The organism is Niastella sp. OAS944 (genome assembly GCA_024809215.1).
Classification (GTDB): Bacteria; Bacteroidota; Bacteroidia; order Chitinophagales; family Chitinophagaceae; genus Niastella.
The window spans coordinates 1,771,133-1,792,768 of sequence record JANUBW010000001.1; the positions used below are offsets into that span (position 1 = coordinate 1,771,133).

13 protein-coding genes are annotated in these 21,636 nt (G+C 44.3%); all 13 read right to left on the bottom strand.

Annotation, left to right across the window (positions count from 1 at the left end):
* Positions 1–289: 289 nt before the first annotated feature.
* On the bottom strand, positions 290–1,360 hold the full coding sequence (locus GGD38_RS06940) for a porin (RefSeq protein WP_375298738.1): 1,071 nt from the start codon (positions 1,358–1,360) through the stop codon (positions 290–292).
* 97 nt (positions 1,361–1,457) lie between these two features.
* Positions 1,458–2,849, bottom strand: coding sequence for an ammonium transporter (locus tag GGD38_RS06945; protein WP_375298737.1), 1,392 nt, complete (start codon positions 2,847–2,849; stop codon positions 1,458–1,460).
* Positions 2,850–3,377: 528 nt separating this feature from the next.
* Positions 3,378–4,883, bottom strand: a complete 1,506-nt coding sequence (locus tag GGD38_RS06950; RefSeq protein WP_375298736.1) for a glutamate synthase subunit beta — start codon at positions 4,881–4,883, stop codon at positions 3,378–3,380.
* Positions 4,884–5,021: 138 nt separating this feature from the next.
* Positions 5,022–9,545: a glutamate synthase large subunit gene (gene gltB / locus GGD38_RS06955; protein WP_375298735.1), complete on the bottom strand. Its 4,524-nt coding sequence runs from the start codon at positions 9,543–9,545 to the stop codon at positions 5,022–5,024.
* Positions 9,546–11,277: 1,732 nt separating this feature from the next.
* On the bottom strand, positions 11,278–12,534 hold the full coding sequence (gene ilvA, locus GGD38_RS06960) for a threonine ammonia-lyase (RefSeq protein WP_375298734.1): 1,257 nt from the start codon (positions 12,532–12,534) through the stop codon (positions 11,278–11,280).
* 114 nt (positions 12,535–12,648) lie between these two features.
* Positions 12,649–13,716 carry a ketol-acid reductoisomerase gene (ilvC, locus tag GGD38_RS06965; RefSeq protein ID WP_081162157.1) on the bottom strand — a complete coding sequence of 356 codons (1,068 nt, stop codon included), beginning with the start codon at positions 13,714–13,716 and terminating at the stop codon, positions 12,649–12,651.
* Positions 13,717–13,846: 130 nt separating this feature from the next.
* Positions 13,847–14,434, bottom strand: coding sequence for an acetolactate synthase small subunit (gene ilvN / locus GGD38_RS06970; protein WP_375298733.1), 588 nt, complete (start codon positions 14,432–14,434; stop codon positions 13,847–13,849).
* A gap of 41 nt (positions 14,435–14,475) precedes the next feature.
* Positions 14,476–15,249, bottom strand: a complete 774-nt coding sequence (locus GGD38_RS06975) for a class I SAM-dependent methyltransferase (protein WP_375298732.1) — start codon at positions 15,247–15,249, stop codon at positions 14,476–14,478.
* A gap of 16 nt (positions 15,250–15,265) precedes the next feature.
* Positions 15,266–17,011: a biosynthetic-type acetolactate synthase large subunit gene (gene ilvB, locus GGD38_RS06980; protein ID WP_375298731.1), complete on the bottom strand. Its 1,746-nt coding sequence runs from the start codon at positions 17,009–17,011 to the stop codon at positions 15,266–15,268.
* Between the two features lie 69 nt (positions 17,012–17,080).
* On the bottom strand, positions 17,081–18,766 hold the full coding sequence (gene ilvD / locus GGD38_RS06985) for a dihydroxy-acid dehydratase (RefSeq protein ID WP_375298730.1): 1,686 nt from the start codon (positions 18,764–18,766) through the stop codon (positions 17,081–17,083).
* A gap of 53 nt (positions 18,767–18,819) precedes the next feature.
* On the bottom strand, positions 18,820–19,707 hold the full coding sequence (locus GGD38_RS06990) for a branched-chain amino acid transaminase (protein ID WP_375298729.1): 888 nt from the start codon (positions 19,705–19,707) through the stop codon (positions 18,820–18,822).
* A gap of 405 nt (positions 19,708–20,112) precedes the next feature.
* On the bottom strand, positions 20,113–21,228 hold the full coding sequence (gene leuB / locus GGD38_RS06995; protein WP_375298728.1) for a 3-isopropylmalate dehydrogenase: 1,116 nt from the start codon (positions 21,226–21,228) through the stop codon (positions 20,113–20,115).
* Between the two features lie 47 nt (positions 21,229–21,275).
* Positions 21,276–21,596, bottom strand: a complete 321-nt coding sequence (locus tag GGD38_RS07000) for a hypothetical protein (RefSeq protein WP_375298727.1) — start codon at positions 21,594–21,596, stop codon at positions 21,276–21,278.
* Positions 21,597–21,636 lie beyond the last annotated feature (40 nt).

Consider the following 21,636-nt stretch of genomic DNA (forward strand, 5'->3'; position numbering starts at 1 on the left):
ACTGCTTCTATTTTGCTTCGGGACTTGTTTGGCTCAATCACAGACCAAATTGAGACCAAGCCCAGACCAAACCCAGACCAAGCCCAGGCAAAATGTAAGATTTCCCTATGTTTGGGCTTTGTTATGCATGTTTTAAATATTTTTTTGACCCAAACCAGGCAATAAGCTGTTATCACCCAATCCACAAGAAAAAAGGATACTCCCCTTGCAGGAAATATCCTTTTGTATGGTAGCAATGTTTTAAGCTGTACTTAGTATTGGTTACGAACTTTGTAAACAGAACGGCGGGTTAAAAATGCCAGGTAGCAGCCAACAGGAATGTACCTGTGCTTTTTACACCTTCGTTCGGGTTCTTTATAAAAATTGCTTCTTTTGAATTATCGAGCCTGAATTCGGGAATAATGGTAAGGTTATCTATGCGAATGTTACCCGATAAAGTGGCAGCCAAAACGCTGGTACCCACACCGGTAGCAGCCGCCAGGCCAGATACCGCTTTTTTATCATCGAAGTATTCACCGCGCAGGGTTAGTCCGAACACCTTTGTTGGATCAACGTTCAGGTATACGGCAGATCCCCACCATGAGTCACCATCATCTTTCCCATTGGGTTTAAACGATTGCATGGTACCGTTGTAACCAATGCTGAATTTTTCGCTGAGGGTACCCGTAACCACCAGGTCAACCTGGTTAATACTGTTATCACCCATATCTTTACCGCCCTGGTAGTTCAAATAACCTTTCAGGCTACCATCACTGTTTCCGGCGCTAATTTGACCAAGGATCATTTTTTTACCAAAGCTGGCCGTTACGTTATCGGTAGGGTTAGCTACACCTAACATAAAACCGAATTTTCCCGCCGTATATTCCGCTTTTATACCTGTATGAAAGAAGGGACCATACGAGAACATATACGACATACTGTAGTTACGGTTCAGGTAAGCATCAACCAGCTCGTAACCTACATGGGTAGCCCATTTACCTATACTGAACTTTAATTTGTCTGTAGCAGCAACTGAAACATAAGCCTGTTTAATGGCAGTAGCCAGTCCTGAGCCTTTTTCATTGTAAGAAAATTCATCAGCTCTTCTTCCAAAACCTAAATCAAGCACACCAGTTACTTTACCCTGGGTATATTCTGCTTTTACAGAGGCCATACCCAGCTCAAATGAGTTTTGTGAGTTTGTAAAGCTGGTGTAATTATTTAAATAACCGGAATCTTTGGCATTATGAAAATTGTAGCGATAATAAGCGTCAACGGAACCAGTAATATTCAGAGCACTTTTTTTCGTAGAGTCTTGGGCTTCAGCATAAGAACCCAGGGCCACGCTGAAAATGGCCAATGAAGAAATTTTTCTTAACATTGCAGTTAGATTTTAAGTGTTAATGAAAAGGGTACGGTGAGAAAATAGAGCATGGATCAGATGCTCTACTTCTTATAAAGCTGTACCTTTTTCTTTTTTAGAACTCAGTAACAGGTTTTTCAACCAGTTTACCATTCTCTCCATTTACCAGCAAAGTTCCTTGCAGATATTTCTCATTGTGCTGCGTTTCATCCAGACCAAGCTCTTCTTCTTCAGCAGTTACACGCAAAGGCAGAATAAAATTGATGAATTTGAATATGAGGTAAGAAACACCGAAGCTATATGCTACAACTATGGCCATTGCTTTCAATTGAGTAAAGAAGAAAGCAGCATTGCCATAGAACCAACCATCGTTACCAGCGCCATTTACGGTTTTGGTAGCGAACAAACCAGTCATTAACATACCAACCATACCACCTACACCGTGACAAGGGAATACATCGAGGGTATCGTCGAGTTTTGACTTTTGTTTGTAATAAACAGCGATATTAGAAATGATCGCAGCCACCACACCAATAAAGATACTTTGAGGAATTGCAACAAAACCTGCAGCAGGGGTAATGGCAACCAAACCTACAACTGCACCGATACAGAAACCTAACACGGAAGGTTTTTTACCACGCAATACATCAAAGAACATCCATGAGCAACCAGCAGCGGCAGCAGCAGTGTTTGTAGTAGCAAATGCAGAAACAGATAATGCAGTTGCACCTACAGCAGAACCGGCGTTGAAACCGAACCAGCCAAACCACAACAAACCAGTACCGATCAATACATAAGGAATATTAGCAGGTGGAATTTCTTTATTCTGAATATGAGACTGTCTGCGTTTCAATACCAGTGCACCAGCCAGGGCAGCACAACCAGCAGAAATATGTACTACTGTACCACCGGCAAAATCAAGCACGCCCATTTTAAACAGGAAACCTTGCGGGTGCCAGCTCCAGTGTGCCAGAGGCGCATACACCAACAGGCTGAACAATACGATGAACAGCGTATAAGCAGTAAAACGGATACGCTCAGCTACTGCACCTACTACCAGACCTGGAGTAATTACAGCGAACATCAATTGGAATAAGGCGAACAAAGTAAGAGGAATTGTGGCAGCCAGTTCCCAGGGTGCTCCATTAGCTACATTTTTGAAGAACAGGAATGTAGTAGGATTTCCAATAAATCCACCTATGTCTTCACCAAAACACAGACTAAAACCTACAACAACCCACAGTACACTTACAATACCGGCAGCAACCACACTTTTCATCATGGTCGACAATATGTTCTTACGATGCACCATACCGCCATAAAAGAAGGCCAGGCCAGGTGTCATCAAAAATACAAGCGCTGTGGCCACTAATATCCAGCCAATATCAGCCGCACTGTACTTACCACCATCGTTAAACAGGGGGAGAGAAGGAATAAAGAGTGAGGCAACGGCGACTATTGCCAGAATTAGAAATGGAGCTACTTGCTTTAGGGAAACCTTTTTCATACCGTTGTGTTTTAGTTTAGATATAAATGATATTACTAAAAATGCATATTTAATAATATCTAATCGAAAATATCAATTATTTGAGATAAAACCTTGCGTAAACAATACATTTTATAATTTACTATATATATCACATTTATCTTAGATACCTCACCTAACTACTTGTTAGCCCATTCTTTAAACAAACCTATGTTTTGAATATAAAAAAACCGTCCATTTTGGACGGCGTTCAAAAACAGAGGCCATTTATGTAGAATTTACTAAAACTTAACTTTTACCTATCATAAAATCACTTTTTTGCACCTCAGTCCCCCGGTAGCAACTTTTTGAACGTTTGCAGAGAAAATTAGCAGCCTCATCAACATATTCATGATAATTCTGATGATTTAGATTGAAATGTGAATGCACTCATGCAAAAGTAGTCATATTATATATTTTATAATTTGTTTGAAAAATCAAGTGATTTCTACCAATAAAAAGCCCCAACGGAAAACCGTCGGGGCCCTAAAAACAGATAACAAATTATGCTTATAAAGCTAAGATGATGTTTTGATCTTTACTTTCAAGGAAAGACACACCTTCGTTCAGGAACTCGTCTACCTTGCGGGCGCACTCGCGTCCTTCGCTTATAGCCCAAACCACCAGGCTTTGTCCGCGACGCATATCACCAGCTACGAATACCTTATTGATGCTTGTCTTGTATTCCTTTTCGGTTGCCCTAACATTACCACGGCTATCAAGATCAACACCCAGCTCGTTCAGCAAACCTTCGTGTTGCGGATGAACGAAGCCCATGGCCAGTAATGCCAGCTCGCAGGGAAGCTCACGCTCAGAGCCTGGTTTTTCAACAAACTGAGATGGTTTACCATCTTCAGTCACCTTCCACTCAAGGTCAACCACCTTCAACGCTTTCAGGTTACCATTTTTATCGCCAATGAACTCTTTGGTTGCAATAGCCCAGTGACGGTTGGCACCTTCTTCATGTGAAGTAGATGTTTTTAATATCATTGGGTAGGTAGGCCATGGCATGTATTCACTACGGCCTTCCGGTGGTTTTGGCAACAGCTCAAACTGGGTAACCGATTTTGCTTTATGACGGTTGCTGGTACCAACACAGTCGCTGCCGGTATCGCCACCACCAATAACCACTACATTCTTTTTGGTAGCTAATAATTCTTCGCTGAAGATATTGCTTTCGATGTTTGCATGCGCCAGCGGATCGAGGCCTGCATTACGCTTGTTCTGTTGTTTCAGGAACTGCATAGCGTAATAAACACCTTTCAACTCGCGGCCAGGAATTTTAAGATCGCGGGGAACAGTAGAACCGCCTGCCAGTACAATGGCGTGAAATTCGCGCAACAGGTCGTTGATGCGAACATTTTCACCCACGTTGGCATGACAGCGGAAAATAACACCTTCCTCTTCCATCAACTTGATCCTTCTGTCAATTACCCATTTCTCTAATTTAAAATCAGGTATACCATAACGTAATAAACCACCTGGTTTATCATCACGTTCGAATACAGTTACTGTATGACCGGCATAATTCAACTGCGCAGCGGCAGCCAAACCTGCAGGCCCCGAACCTACAACCGCTACTTTTTTACCAGTGCGTACGTTTGGTTTACGTGGTTTTACAAATCCTTTATCGAAAGCTATTTCAATAATGTGTTTTTCAATTTCCTCAATTGTAATAGCCGGTTGGTTAATACCCAGTACGCAGGCACTTTCGCATGGTGCAGGGCATATACGGCCGGTAAACTCAGGAAAGTTGTTGGTAGAGGCAAGTATTTCATAAGCCTCCTGCCAGCTTTTGCGGTACACCGCATCGTTAAACTCTGGTATTACATTACCCAGCGGGCATCCGCTATGGCAAAAAGGAACGCCACAATTCATACAACGAGCCGATTGCTGGTTCAGCTTTTCATCGCTGTAACGCTCAATAAATTCGTTGTAATTCTTTAACCTTTCCTCTACTGGTTTTTTACCAGGCAATTCCCTGGTGAATTCCATAAAACCCGTTGGTTTACCCATTTTATCTTAACAGTTTATCGTTTTGTGTTTGTTGTTTGATATAGGCAACATTCCGTTGCCTTGCAGCTTAAGGCCCCCCTCCCGGCCTCCCCCCGGTGGGGGGAGGAGTTTGGTTATGGCCTGGAGCGTGAATAAGTGTTACTTCTTCTTTGCTCCTTGCTTCACCTTGCTCTTATCCTGCAATGCTTTCTTATAATCTTTCGGGAACACTTTTATAAAGTTCTTCAATTGGTTCTCGAAATCATCCAACACAAAACGTGCAACGGTACTACCGGTATATGCGTAATGGCGGGTGATCATATCATTCAAAGCCTGTGCATCTTCAGCATCGAGCGGATCGAGGTCAACCATTTCTTTGTTGCAAACAGAAGCGAATTGCCCTTTTACATCATAAACGTAAGCAATACCGCCACTCATACCTGCAGCAAAGTTGCGGCCTGTAGCCCCCAGTATCACCACGCGGCCACCGGTCATGTATTCACAACCGTGATCGCCGGTACCTTCCACAACTACATTAGCACCTGAGTTACGTACGGCAAAACGCTCACCGGCCTTACCTCTGATGTATGCTTCACCAGATGTAGCGCCATAGAAGGCGGTGTTACCAATAAGAATGTTCTCTTCAGGAACAAAGCTCGACTGTTTAGGTGGATACACGATCAGCTTGGCGCCGCTCAATCCTTTACCAAAATAGTCGTTGGCATCACCTTCCAGTTCAAGGGTTACACCTTTGGTGTTGAAAGCAGCAAAGCTTTGTCCGGCCGTACCCGTGAAATTAAAGTGAATGGTATCGTCGGGTAATCCTTCAGCTTTGTATTTCTTAGAGATCTCGTTCGATAATATTGTACCAATAGTTCTATCGGTATTCTTAACAGGGAACGAAGCAGCAATACGCTCTTGTTTTTCAAGCGCCGGTTGTGCAGCTGCCAACAGTTTCCAGTCGAGCACATCTGCCATACCATGATCCTGCTCTTCCTGATTGTACAAGCCAGTGTATGCAGCAGCAGGTTCTTTGTACAAGATTGGCGACAGATCGAGTTTGCTTGTTTTCCAGTGTGTAATGCCTTCTCGCATTTCGAGACAGTCAACCTGGCCAACCATTTCATTAATGGTACGGAAGCCAAGTTCGGCCATGATCTCGCGCAGGTCCTGTACAAGGAACTTGAAGAAGTTCACTACGTGATCGGCGTTACCGCTGAAGCGTTTGCGCAACTCAGGATCTTGTGTAGCAACACCTACCGGGCAGGTATTGAGGTGACACTTACGCATCATGATACAACCTTCTACCACCAGGGCAGCAGTTGCAACACCCCACTCTTCGGCACCTAACAGGGTAGCGATAGCAATATCACGACCTGTTTTCATTTGACCGTCGGCCTGTACAATTACACGGCTGCGTAATTTATTTTTTACCAGTGTTTGATGGGTTTCGGCAAGGCCTAACTCCCATGGTAAACCGGCATGTTTAATAGAACTGATGGGCGAAGCACCTGTACCGCCATCCATACCTGCAATCAATATTACATCGGCTTTGGCTTTGGCAACACCCGCTGCAATTGTACCAACACCGGCTTTTGATACCAGCTTCACGTTGATGCGCGCAGCGCGGTTTGCATTCTTCAGATCGAAGATCAGCTGAGCCAGGTCTTCAATTGAATAAATATCGTGGTGCGGCGGCGGAGAAATTAAACCTACACCAGGAGTAGAGTGACGGGTTTTACCAATCCAGTCATCAACCTTGTGACCAGGCAACTGACCACCTTCACCAGGTTTTGCACCTTGTGCCATTTTGATCTGCAGCTCATCGGCTTCAGTAAGATAATAACTGGTTACACCAAAGCGTGCACTCGCTACCTGTTTAATGGCGCTGCGCATACTATCGCCGTTAGGCAATGGCGTATAACGTTGTTCATCTTCACCACCTTCACCGGTGTTGCTCTTAGCGCCAATGCGGTTCATAGCAATGGCCAGTGTAGTGTGTGCTTCCCATGAAATAGAACCAAAGCTCATGGCGCCGGTAGCAAAGCGTTTCAAAATGCTTTCAGCCGATTCTACCTCATCGATAGAAACTGCCGGCCTGTTCACTTTGAACTGGAACATGCTACGCAGGGTGGCCGCTTTTTCACTTTGGTCGTTTACAGCCTTGGTATATTTCTTAAATGTATTGTAATCGTTCATCCGTGTTGCATACTGTAACAGGTGAATGGTTGTTGGGTTAAACAGGTGGAACTCCCCTTTACGTTTCCATTGGTAAACACCACCAACCGGCAAACGGTCAACAGGAATGTCTTTGCGGCTGAAGGCAAACCAATGTTTGGCAAGCGCTTCTTTAGCCAGCTCATCTAAACCAATACCTTCAATACGGCTAACCGCGCCGGTGAAGCATTTGTCAACCAGCTCCTGATTTAAACCAACTATTTCGAAGATCTGGGCACCCTGGTACGATTGCAGGGTTGAGATACCCATCTTAGAGAACACTTTCAACAAACCATCGCAAACGGCTTTGATATAATTCTTACGCAGTTGGTCCCAGGTAAGTTCAGTTTGCAACGTGTTGTTCACTTTCATGTTGCGGATGGTAGCCAATGCCAGGTATGGGTTTATGGCAGTAGCACCAAAGCCTAACAAGCAGGCAAAATGATGTACTTCCCAAACGTCGCCGGCCTCTACTACGATACCTACTTTACCACGCAAACCTTTGCGAATAAGATAGTGATGCACAGCAGCTGTTGCCAACAAAGAAGGAATAGCAGCGTGATCAGAATCAACCGCGCGGTCGCAAAGGATCAACACTTCAAATCCATCGTTCACTGCATCTTCTGCATAGCGGCAAAGCCTGTCGATACCTTTTTTCAATGAACCTGGTTTGCCATCGGCCCGGAAATAAGTTTGCAGGGTTTTGGCCTGGAAGATACCGGTATCTATACTACGCAGCTTTTCCAATTCGGTGCTGGTAAGTATGGGATGTTTCAGTGCCACGGTATGGCAATGTTTTGGATCTTCCTCTAATAAGTTATCGTTGTTACCTACAAAGGTTGCCAAGCTCATTACCATGCGCTCGCGAATTGGATCGATGGGTGGGTTGGTTACCTGTGCAAATAATTGTTTGAAGTAAGAAGAAATGTGTTGAGGCTGATCGCTCAATACAGCCAGCGGCGTATCGGTACCCATTGAACCAATTGGTTCTTTACCATCAACAGCCATAGGTGTAATGATATCATCGATATCTTCAGTTGAATATCCTAATGCTTTCTGGTATTTCAGAATTGAAGCATCTGACAGGTGAGTGAATGCAACACGAGGCTCATCCAGTTCTTCCAAACGGATCTTGTATTGATTCAACCAGTCGCCATAAGGCTTACGACCGCAGATCTCAGCTTTCAATTCTTCGTCACTGATGATGCGGCCCTGCTCCATATCAACCACGAACATTTTACCGGGTTGCAGACGGCCTTTTTCAACTACAATGGCAGGGTCAACAGGCAATGCGCCGGTCTCTGATGCCATAATAACGCGATCATCATTTGTAACGCAATATCTTGAAGGACGCAAACCGTTTCTGTCGAGGGTAGCGCCTATGATCTTTCCATCGGTGAATGAAATAGAAGCGGGACCATCCCATGGTTCCATGATAGAAGCGTGGTATTCGTAGAACGCTTTTTTCACGGGGTCCATATGATCGTTGCCATCCCATGCTTCGGGGATCAGCATCATCATTACGTGTGGGAGTGAACGGCCGGTTAATGCCAGCAGCTCTATCATGTTATCCAAACAGGCAGAGTCACTCTGATTGGCTGTAACGATGGGCAGCAACATTTCCATTTCCTGCGTGGTGAAATACGGAGAGGTGAAACCATGTTCGCTGGTCTTTAACCAGTTGAGGTTACCCTGCAGCGTATTGATCTCGCCGTTATGTGCAATGAAGCGGAAAGGCTGAGCCAGTTTCCAGCTGGGGAAGGTATTTGTAGCGAAGCGGCTGTGAACCAAACCGAATGCAGAAACCATTCGTTTGTTGGTAAGATCGCTGAAGTAATGGCGAACCTGACCACTGATCAACTGGCCTTTGTATACTACAGTTTTGTAAGAAAGAGACGCGATATAAAAACCGATTGAATCTTTCTTTACGGTATTGTTGATGGTGTGGCTGGCGTAGTTGCGCAGCAGGAATAATTTCCGCTCGAAGTCATCAGGGTTGTTGATGTGATCGGGACAAGCGATGAACACCTGCTCCATCTCTGGTTCGACACTCAATGCTGAGGCACCAATGCCATCCGGATTCACGGGCACCTTTCGGTAAACGAGAATTTCCAATCCTAATTTTTCTGCAGCGCGATTGAAAATATCGCGGCACTCTTCACGTAAACGGATCTCGCGGGGGAAGAAAATCACCCCAACGCCGTAACGACCAAAAGCAGGCAGGTGAACGCCCAGCTTAATGCACTCGTCAAAGAAAAATTCGTGAGGTGTTTGGATCATAATACCGGCGCCATCGCCCGTATTATTTTCACAACCGCACGCGCCACGATGTTCCATATTTTCCAATATGGTTAAAGCGTCGCTGATGTTCTGGTGACTTTTGTGCCCCTTAATGCTGGCTACGAATCCAATGCCGCAGGCATCACGCTCAAAGGAAGGATGGTATAAACCCTGGTTACTTGCCATGGAAATGCATAGTTTTTTGAAAAATATTCAATAAAAAGTCAGTTTCTCTGTAAATCGTTTAGTTTTATAGCAAGCAAGCGTTTGAAATTACGAAAAAAACAGCGTATTGCCCTTTATTCGTGCAATTTTTTTCACAAAACATCGGGTAAATATGTAGTGATAATATGATCCCCGCAATGTTCTTTCGCCATATTTTTTAAGAACTGTCAAAATCACATGATATCTACATAAAATGACAATTTCTTAACGTATTTGTTCGCTTAGGTAGTAGACTGGCATTTTCCTGAAAATGCTGCTTGAAAAGAGCCGCAAGCTCCAAGCTTAAGCTGTAAGCTAAAAGCAAAAGGCAAATACAGAATACAGCTTAAAGCTGAAGGCCTAAAGCCAAAAGCAAATACAAAACAGCCGAAAAGCCGAAAGGCAAAAACGCCAAAACCGCCGGAGGCGAAAACCGGGCAGGATGGAACAGGATGGCTTTAGCGCCGTTCATCCCTGAATTTGTGTATAAACCCCAGGTGAAACAACGATGGGTTGAACTAACAACTGTTCTATAACAAGCCTTTAACATTTCCGGATTTTTCGCCTGCGGCAGAAACACATTTTGGCGTAACAAAAACGTAACTGCCTGTGGACCACACCTGCTATATGCGGTATAGCAGAATCAGCCTACAACTAACGACTATCACTGTTCTAAGAAATGATTGTTATTCCTGTATTATTTGGGGTTACATGTGTATAAGTTTTACCAAACACATTTGTACGGTGATGTGTAAGTGCATAACTTTGCAGCGCGAAATCCAATATATCTGATAGCGACCAAGTAATTCCAAAGCTACTCTGCGAATATTCTAACCATTGTATAACAGCCATAGGTATCTGTTTTCAGTTTCTCTTTCAGTTTTTTCATATCGCTATTCATCACGTAACGTATGCCAATGCCTTAACAGCGTTTGCCATAACCGGTATACATATTTCAGAAAATAATTACTTAGAATATCCTGCTCTATGCGAGAGCATAGGGTGAGCATTCCATTATCCGTGGAAAAGCCGTTTCATGTTCATAATCCAATATCTGCCATGGGCAGTATACCCCATGTTATGTTCAATATCCGGGGAAAGCCAGTGTATGTTTAAATCCAATATCGGCCCTTGTACTATTGGGCCCTATTAGTTCGCGGCATCGTAAGAGGCCTGTTAAAAATCCAATGTTCGCCGTCCCGTGTAACTTGTTACATGTGTGTTTCAATATCCAGGGAAAAACCAGGCATTATGAATCCAATATCGCAAGCCCTTTGCACTCATTTAACCTATAGTTTCAGCCAGTAGATTCATATATGTTTTCGATCCGCCCCTTAGAAACATTGACGGCCCAATATCTGTGAAAAGACCATATCGTAAGCAACCGATAGCAACTCTTCCGTGATCGCAGTATCCGTGAAAAACTTACCCGTCAGACATTATGACAAAGGCCTCGCATTTGCGGGGCCTTTTTTCGTGAATCGTGAATCGGCAATCGGCAATAGAGTCTGAAACTTATAGCCTCGCTATAATCGTAAAACGGCAGACGTGAAACGTGAAATAAATACACCCCATCGCGGCAACCCAAAACTCACAACTGAATAACTGAACAAATCAATAACTGCAACAGTGAACTAAGAACTGTGAGCTATGAACTATAAAAAAAGCCCCTCCAATTAAATTGAAGGGGCCACCACTTAAACAGATAACATTCTTATACCAGATACCCAAACAGCGTATCGTTCTTATTTAACGCTGTATAATTTATGTTATAACGTTGCATGTTTTGCAACAGTATATCGTAATCTTCCTTTTTCTTTAACTCTATTCCTACCAGTGCAGGACCAGATTCTTTATTTGTCTTTTGCATATACTCAAACCGCGTGATATCATCACCGGGCCCTAATACATGATTTACGAACTCTTTCAATGCGCCGGGCCTTTGCGCAAACCTGATAAGGAAATAGTGTTTCAATCCTTCGTATTGCAGGCTTCTTTCTTTTATCTCCTGCATACGATCAATATCATTGTTGCTGCCGCTTACTATGCATACAACAGTTTTACCTTTTATTTCATTGGCATAATCATCCAGCGCTGCAATTGATAATGCACCTGCAGGTTCTACCACAATGGCATCTTCATTATACAACTTCAAAATGGTAGAGCATACTTTTCCTTCGGGCACCAAATGCATATCATCCAATACCTCTTTACAAATAGGGAACGTTAGCTCCCCTACTCTTTTTACAGCAGCGCCATCTACAAAACGATCGATGTCGCTTAATGTAACAGGCGCACCATTCTGCAATGCTTCTTTCATTGAAGGAGCGCCTTCCGGTTCTAACCCAATAACTTTTGTTTTGGGTGAATACGTTTTTAAATACGATCCTACACCGGCACTTAAACCACCACCACCTACCGGTACAAAACAATAATCTATATCGGTTTGCTCTTCCAATATTTCAACAGCAACTGTGCCTTGTCCTTCTATTATGCGGTAATCGTCAAACGGCGGAATAAAGGTCATACCGTTTTCTTCGGTATACTTTTTTGCAGCTATTGCACAATCATCGAACGTATCGCCGATCAATTGTATTTCGATATTCTCTTCACCAAACATTTTGGTTTGGTTCACCTTTTGGTTAGGTGTAATAATAGGCATGAAAACCACACCTTTTACATTAAGCTTTTTACAAGAGAAGGCAAAGCCCTGTGCATGGTTACCGGCACTGGCACATACCACACCACGTTGTAACTCTTCAACAGGCAAACTGCTCATCATATTATACGCGCCACGCAGTTTGTACGACCGTACTACCTGCAGGTCTTCCCGCTTCAGGTACACGCTGCACTGGTATTTCTTCGACAGGTTGTGGTTGTACATCAATGGTGTTTTGTTCACCACTTTTTTTAACCGCAATGCTGCTTTATGAAATTCCAGTTCAGGCCTTGTATGTGTGAATGTGCTCATAATCTATTGTAGGTATTAAAAAAAAATTAGCCACCGTTGTTTTAGTTATCAGAAAACGCTTATTGCTAAACGCTTATCGTCAATGTGAACCGGTGGCTAATTTCTTATGCTTTATTAAGCGGTAACTTCGGCTGGTTTTTGATTCTCAGGACGAAGGCTGCGTACTGTTTTACCAGCTTGCCACATTTCGCTTTCACGCAGTTCTTTCAGCTCAGCTTCCAGTTTCTCACGATAGTCGGCCTGGCTGTTGCTATCGATTGAACGTTGAGATTCTTTACCGGTTGCAACGCTTTCATACAGGTCGTTGAACACAGGTAATGTAGCATCGCGGAATTTCTTCCACCAATCCAATGCACCGCGTTGAGCAGTTGTGCTACAGTTGGCATACATCCAATCCATACCATTTTCTGCAACCAGTGGCATCAGTGATTGTGTCAGCTCTTCTACTGTTTCGTTGAAAGCTTCAGAAGGCGTATGACCTTTACTACGCAATACCTGGTATTGAGCAGCGAAGATACCCTGAATAGCGCCCATCAAAGTTCCTCTTTCGCCAGTTAAGTCGCTGTATACTTCTTTTTTGAAATCAGTTTCGAACAGGTAACCACTACCAACAGCAATACCTAAGGCAACTACTCTTTCTTTAGCTTTACCGGTAGCATCCTGGAAGATGGCATAGCTACTGTTAAGGCCACGGCCTTGCAGGAACATACGGCGTAAAGAAGTACCAGAACCTTTAGGGGCAACCAGGAACACGTCAACATCTTTAGGAGGAACGATACCGGTTTGCTCGTTGAAAGTGATACCAAAACCGTGTGAGAAATATAATGCTTTACCAGCAGTTAAATGTTTTTTAACTGTAGGCCACAGTTGAATTTGTGCAGCATCGCTCAACAGGTAGCAAATGATAGTACCACGTTGTAATGCTTCTTCAATTTCGAACAATGTTTCGCCGGGTACAAATCCATCTTTCACAGCTTTATCCCAGGTTTTTGAATTTTTGCGTTGACCAACTATTACATTGATACCATTGTCTTTTTGGTTCAGCGCCTGACCCGGTCCCTGTACACCGTAGCCGATAACAGCTACCGTTTCATTTTTCAATACCTGTTGCGCTTTGGCAAGTGGGAACTCATCACGAGTTACTACATTTTCTTCCACCCCGCCGAAATTTAATTTTGCCATTGTTGAGAATGTTTATTGTTATTGGTTTTTTGTTTGGACCGGTGAATTACCAATTCACCTTTTGTTGGTTCTTAACGAGTTTATTCTAACAAGGTGAGCGCCCCTTGGAGGGGCACCCACCCTTAACTAATTACATAGTAAATACCTGATCGCCCTGACCCAGGTATTCATTCTCTATCACTTCTTCACCTGGCTCACGTTTTTCAAACTCTTTCAGTTTGCTGTGAAAACCGCTGCTGGCTTTAATGATAGCAACCCGGGCGCTGCGTACAAATTCAATTAACCCGTATGGTTCCAGTACAGAGATCAGTTTGTTGATCTCTTCACGCTGACCGGTTGTTTCAAACACGGTGTAATCTTTTCTGATCACTACAGCGCGGGCGCCGTACTCGCGTAACAAACGCTCAACTTTCACTTTCTCTGCAATTTCATCGGTAGGCACTTTGTACAATGCCAGCTCCTGCCATACAATTTCATCGTTTGTATTGTAGTAGGCTTTCAATACTTCTACCTGCTTTTCTATTTGGCGGGCCAGTTTTTTCACCACTTCTTCCAGTTCATTGATAACAATGGTAAACCGGTGTATGCCTTCAATTTCAGAAGGTGAAGTGTTCAAACTTTCAATATTGATCTTACGGCGTGAGAACATGATTGCGATCCGGTTCAATAACCCGATCTGATTCTCAGTATATACCGTTACGGTGAATTCCTGTTTCATAATATAACCCGGTGGGTTTTAGATGAATTACGATTTGTACTTTAGTTTTCTTTTATGGCCACTACGCGTAACCTTTTATAATCGGCGTACCATTTCTGATTTCTGAACTGGGTTTGCCGCAATGTTTCCTGCACTTCTTCCAAAATGGCGTCTTTTGCATTTGCCTCGATGCCTTCAAGAAAAGCGCCGGCAAACATGTGCACCCAATCCTTTATTCCCTGCTGGGTATCTTTCAACTCGGTTTCGCGACTATAATGGGTAGCGTAAGTAACCCTGAACCCCTGCTTTTCCAACAACCCGGTGTACTCGCTCAATGAAGGGAAGTACCATAACTCGCGGGTTGCATGCTGTTTGTAACCGTGGTTACGCAAGGCCTGTTTCAATGTTTCAATGATCTTCTCTACATTTCCTTTACCACCCATTTCCAACACCAGCCGCCCGCCGGGCTTCAGGTTGTTGTACATGCTTTGAACAGCCTGCTCTTTTTCGGTTACCCAGTGCAGTACAGCATTGGAAAACATCGCATCGAACGGCTCATTAAAGTTGAAATCGGTTACCGAGGCCAGCCTGAACGGCAGGTGTGGATATTCATTACGCGCCTTGGCGATCATATCTATTGAACTATCCATGCCTGTTACAAATGCGCCTGAAGCAGCAATCAGGTTGGTGAGGTAACCGGTACCACAGCCTATATCCAGTATGCGTTCGCCTTCCTGCGGGGTCAGCAACTGCACCAGGTATTCGCCGTACTTAAAAACAAAATCATGTTTTTTGTCGTACAGTGATGTATTCCAGGTATTTTCTGTGATAGCCATTCGTTGTTACCTTTTATTATTTTAAACGTATTTCTGCAACACTGCAACCTTGCGGCACCATAGGGAACACGTTGTTCTCTTTACCAACCATAACTTCAAGCAGGTAGGCGCCTTTTGTATTCAGCATTTCGCTCACTGCGCTCTTCAGGTCGGCACGTTGATTGATGCTTTTGCCGGGGATGTTGTATGCTTTTGCCAGCTGTACAAAATCGGGACTTTGAATATCAACGAACGAGTAGCGTTTGTCATGGAACAGTTGCTGCCATTGACGCACCATACCCAGGAACTGGTTGTTGAGGATGAGGATCTTTACATCAACCTCGGCCTGCATAATTGTTCCCAGCTCCTGCAGGGTCATTTGAAAACCACCATCGCCAATGATGGCAACAGTTGTTCTTTCGGGCGCGCCTACTTTAGCACCTATTGCTGCCGGTAAGCCAAAGCCCATGGTACCCAAACCACCTGAGGTGATATTACTTTTCGATTGATTGAATTTTGCATAACGGCAGGCCACCATCTGGTGCTGGCCTACGTCGGTTACAATGATGGCATTGCCGCCGGTGAGCTCATTGAGGGTTTTCATTACTTCACCCATGGTCATTTGCTCGGTGGTGGGGTTCAGCTCAGGCGTGATGCAGGCGTCTTCTTCTTCCTTCATCATATCCTTGAACTTCTGCAACCATTGCGGATATACTTTCTGCTCAATTTGTGCAGTAAGCAAAGGCAGGGTTTCCTTACAGTCGCCCCAAACAGGAACGGTTGTTTTTACGTTCTTGTCAACCTCGGCAGGGTCAATATCCAAATGAATTACTTTTGCCTGCTTGGCGTATTTATCGAGGCGGCCGGTAACGCGGTCATCGAAACGCATACCAATAGCGATCAATACATCGCATTCATTGGTCAATACGTTGGGGCCATAGTTTCCGTGCATACCCAACATACCAACGTTCAACGGATGATCTGAAGGAATAGCACTCAGGCCCATGATGGTCCACGCAGTGGGAATACCTGCTTTTTCAATGAACTTTATAAATTCTTTTTCTGCTTTACCAAGTATTACACCCTGACCAAAGATCACAAATGGCTTTTGCGCTTCATTGATGAGCTTGGCCGCTTCTGTAATGTACTCTTTACGTACAATAGGTGCAGGGCGGTAGCTGCGTACATGATCGCATTTTGTATAGCCTTCGTAATCGAACTTTTGTAACTGGGCGTTCTTGGTTATATCTATCAACACCGGGCCGGGCCTGCCGCTGCGGGCAATGTAAAATGCTTTTGCCATTACCGCAGGTATTTCGGTAGCATCAGTTACCTGGTAGTTCCATTTGGTAACCGGTGTGGTAATATTGATCACATCTGTTTCCTGGAATGCATCTGTACCCAGCAGGTGAGCAAACACCTGACCTGTTACACACACCAGGGGTGTACTATCGATCATGGCATCGGCCAAACCTGTTACCAGGTTGGTGGCGCCAGGACCACTGGTTGCAAATACGACACCGACATCGCCGGATGAACGCGCATAGCCCTGAGCGGCATGTATGCCACCCTGTTCATGACGCACCAGTATATGACGTAGTTTTTCCTGGTAATCATACAGCGCATCATAAATAGGCATGATAGCGCCACCCGGGTATCCAAAGATGGTACTGACACCTTCTGCCAGGAATGCTTCCAACACTGCGACCGAGCCGCTGATGTTTTTTACTGCTGGCTTCTGTTCCGTCTTTCCTTTGGCAGGTGCCTTTTCGATTGTACTCATAAACTTTTTTTTGTGATTCAATTGTCGGTTTAGTTCCTGTTCTTAATGTTCCCGATTGTATGGCTTCGTTTATTCCATCTCGTCGGTCACACATCCTTCGCTAGCGTCTTTTACCGTCTTAGCGTATTTATAAAGAAGTCCTTTGGTAACTTTTAACGCAGGCTGTTTCCAGGCAGCTTTACGTTTTGCCAGTTCCTCGGGGCTTATTTTCAAATTGATGATGTTCTTTACAGCATCCAGTTCAATGGTATCGCCATCCTGAACCAGTGCAATGATACCGCCGTCATAAGCTTCGGGCGTAACGTGGCCTACCACAAAACCGTGGGTACCGCCGCTGAAACGGCCATCGGTGATAAGCGCTACGCTTTTACCTAAACCGGCACCAATAAGCGCAGCAGTAGGTTTCAGCATTTCGGGCATACCAGGTGCGCCTTTAGGCCCTACGTAACGGATAACCACAACGTCGCCGGGTTGTACGCGTTTGTTGGTAATACCAGCTATCAGTTCAAACTCGCCGTCGAATACACGGGCGGGCCCTTCAAAGCGTTCGCCTTCTTTACCAGATATTTTCGCAACACTTCCTTTCTCGGCCAGGTTACCATACAGGATCTGTAAGTGACCAGTTGCTTTGATTGGCGTTTCGAGCGGGAGTATAATTTTTTGTTTGTTGAAGTCGAGATCTGGAACATCGGCTAAATTCTCGGCCAGTGTTTTACCAGTTACCGTTAAACAATCGCCGTGCAATAAGCCTTTTTGTAACAGGTATTTCATTACAGAAGGTAAGCCGCCATGTTCGTGCAGGTCCTGCATCAAATATTTTCCACTGGGTTTGAAGTCGGCCAGTACAGGAATTCTATTGCTTATTGCCTGGAAGTCGTCTTGAGTGATGGAAACATCTACGCTTTTTGCGATGGCGATGAAGTGGAGAACGGCGTTGGTGCTACCGCCTAATGCCATGATAGAAGTGATGGCGTTTTCGAAAGCTTTGCGGGTCATGATATCTCTAGGCTTGATATCTTTTTCCATCAACAGGCGAATGGCCTTACCCGCGTCATAACATTCCTTTTTCTTTTCTTCGCTCAATGCCGGGTTCGATGATGAATAAGGAAGGCTCATACCCAACGCTTCAATTGCCGATGCCATGGTGTTGGCCGTGTACATACCGCCACAGGCGCCTGCACCGGGACAGCTGTTCATTACAATTCCTTTGAAATCGGCATCGCTTAAATTACCAGCTATCTTTTGACCCAATGCTTCAAATGAAGAAACAATATTCAGGTCCTGTCCTTTATAATGACCCGGCGCTATGGTTCCGCCGTATACCATAATGGCGGGGCGATTTAAACGGCCCATTGCCATTAAAGAACCAGGCATATTTTTATCGCAACCGGGAATAGTGATCAGTGAGTCGTAGTACTGGGCGCCGCATACCGCTTCAATTGAATCGGCAATAACATCGCGGCTTACCAAAGAATAGCGCATGCCATCTGTTCCGTTCGACATGCCATCGCTTACGCCGATGGTATTAAAGATCAAACCTACCAGGTCGTTGGCCCATACACCTTCTTTTACAATTTTAGCCAGGTCGTTCAGGTGCATGTTACACGTGTTACCATCGTAACCCATGCTTGCAATACCTACCTGTGCTTTCTTCAGATCTTCGTCGGTTAAGCCAATGCCGTATAACATGGCCTGGGCGGCAGGTTGTGTTTCATCCTGCGTAAGTGTCTTCGAATATTTGTTTAATTCAGCCATTCTTTCGACCGTTTATGTGATTTTGGATTTACTTTTTAGTTTCTCTTCTGGGGCTAAACTTTTTCCTTGATACCTTCAGTCACCCTTTCTTTATAAGCTAATTGTATCTTTCTTCCTATAGTATCATTCCAGTTAGCCGGGAATGTTACATCATCAAACGACTGCCAGCCTATTACTTCTGCAGCGGTACCGCAAAAGAAAACAGCATCGGCCTGCTTTAATTCATCGGTGGTGAACAAACGCTCTTCAACCGGAACATTCAGCTCTTCACAAATTTCAATTACCGTTGCTCTTGTTATACCGGGCAGAATGTTACCTAATGGCGGCGTATACAGTTTACCGTTCTTTTCAAAAAAAACATTGGCGCCGGGGCCTTCAGCTACAAAACCGTTCATATCGGTAAGCAGCGCTTCATCGAACCCTTTTGCTTTTGCTTCCTGGCTGGCTAATATTGAGTTTACATAATGACCGCCGGCTTTAGCTTCAATTTTAAAACCTTTTGGGTTAGGGCGTTGAAAAGAAGAGGTCATTACACGCAGTAATTTATCTCCAAGGAACAAACCCATTTCCCAGGCCGCGATCATCAGGTATGATTCTTTGTTGGGGTTAAAGCTCATATTGGCCGGTGCATATACGATTGGCCGGATATAAGCATTTTGGAGCCCGTTACGGCTCAATACTTCGTAAGTGGCTTCCACCAGCTCATCTACACTCCAGTGGTAAGGCATATTAAGCGCAAGCGCCGAGTTCTTCAACCGTCTGTAATGTTCTTCAGCCTTAAAGATCTTTGTATCGCCACTGGCAGTTTGATACGATCTTATTCCTTCAAACACACTATAGCCGTAGTGCAGCGACTGACCGAAGAAATCGGTAGTTGCCTCAGCCGCTTTTACATAAGCGCCATTGAGATAAATGATCGTATCGTTATTATAATATGCCATTATATAGTTATTTAGAATAAGGTTGTTTATGATCTGGGCCTTAAAACAAAAAACCCGCCTCGTTGGAGGCGGGTTTCTATTTTGATTTAGTATACGTTAGATTCCACCTCCGTGCGTTGCAGGAATAATCACCACCACCACAATAATAATTATTGCAGATACCACAGAGATGATGTTATTAATGCTACTTTTTTGCATAAGAGGACTTCGTGTGATACAAATATACACCCGCCGGTTGAATATTAAAGAGCTTTTTTCTAAAAAAGTTTGATGGCCCTGGCCCCCCTCCCGACCTCCCCCCGGTTGGGGGGAGGCCAGTTATTTTAGGTCAGTTTTTCTTTATCACCTCTATCAACTTTATCACCTTTTCAACTTACCTCTTCTACTTATCAGCACATTAGCCACTTATATTATCGTTGACTTCCTCAACTCTATATTCGCCTTATTCACTCCTCCCGGTATCCGGTTGGCAACAAAGTCGCTCACCAGTTCCCCAATGGTTGAGGTGAAATAGAAATTGACAGGGTCAATATCTTTCGTTACAAAACCATTTACCAGCGTCCATTCTACCCCAAGCCTTACCGCTTCCGCTTCTTTGGCCAATCCGAAATGCTCGAGCAACATGGCGGCAGACAGTATGCAACCCAGTGGGTTGGCTATGTCTTTACCAGCTGCCTGTGGGTACGAACCATGTATGGGCTCAAACAATGCAACGCCGGCACCCATCGAAGCAGATGGTAATAAACCCAGCGATCCGCTGATGACACTGGCTTCATCACTAATAATATCACCAAACATATTTTCAGTAAGAATAACATCAAACTGTTTGGGGTTTACAATGATCTGCATGGCGGCATTGTCAACAAACAGGAAATCAACCTTAACATCGGTATACTGGGTTGCAATTTCCTGTACCACTTTACGCCACAAGCGCGATGTTTCCAGCACATTGGCCTTATCGACCAACGTTAGTTTTTTACGACGCTGCCGTGCATATTGAAATGCCAGGTGTGCAATACGCTCAATTTCAGGGCGCGTATATACACAATCGTCAGCAGCGCGGTTACCATCTTCACTCAACTCCTTCTTCCCGAAATAAATACCGCCGGTAAGTTCTCTGAAGATTATAAAATCAACTCCTTCTAATTGCTGTGCTTTCAAAGGAGATAAATGTTGTAAGGAAGGGTACGTAATTACAGGGCGAATGTTGGCAAACAATTGTAAGCTTTTCCGCAATTTCAGCAGGCCCTGCTCGGGGCGAACCTTTGCGGAAGGATCGTTATCGTATTTTGGATGGCCGATGGCGCCAAATAATATTGCATCGCTGTTTAGGCAGGCTTCAATGGTTTCATCGGGTAATGGGTTACCGGTTTTGTCAATGGCGTCGGCGCCCATGAGGCAATACTTGTAGTGGAACTCATGACCGAATTGTTCGGCAATGGCATTCAATACTTTTACCGCCTGCCGGGTTACTTCAGGCCCTATGCCATCACCTTCTATAACAACAATATTCTTTTCCATATAATGTAGTTTCAAAACATGAGACCTTCCAGGTCCACGCTCCTCATTCATACACTGGCCTGTACGGGCGCATTGGTTTGAAATGAATATGCCAGATCACTACTGTTACCGGAATACCATTCAAATAATACAGGCACCTTCGGGCGCTGACTTGTTTCCTTTATTGGTAATTGTTGATTTTGCGCAGGAACATAGTAGTTATTATTCGCTACTACCTGTTGAGGTTTGTTATATAACACAAATGGCCCACCGTAAACTGATCGTACGATGTGCTTTTGGTCATGCTTTTCAAATAATCCCTTCTCCACCTGCTCAGCCCACTGGCGTGAACATCCTATCTTATCACCATTATTTGAACATTCGTTCATTCTGTTCTTTACTGTTAGTTTGAGAAAAAGCGTGGTGCAG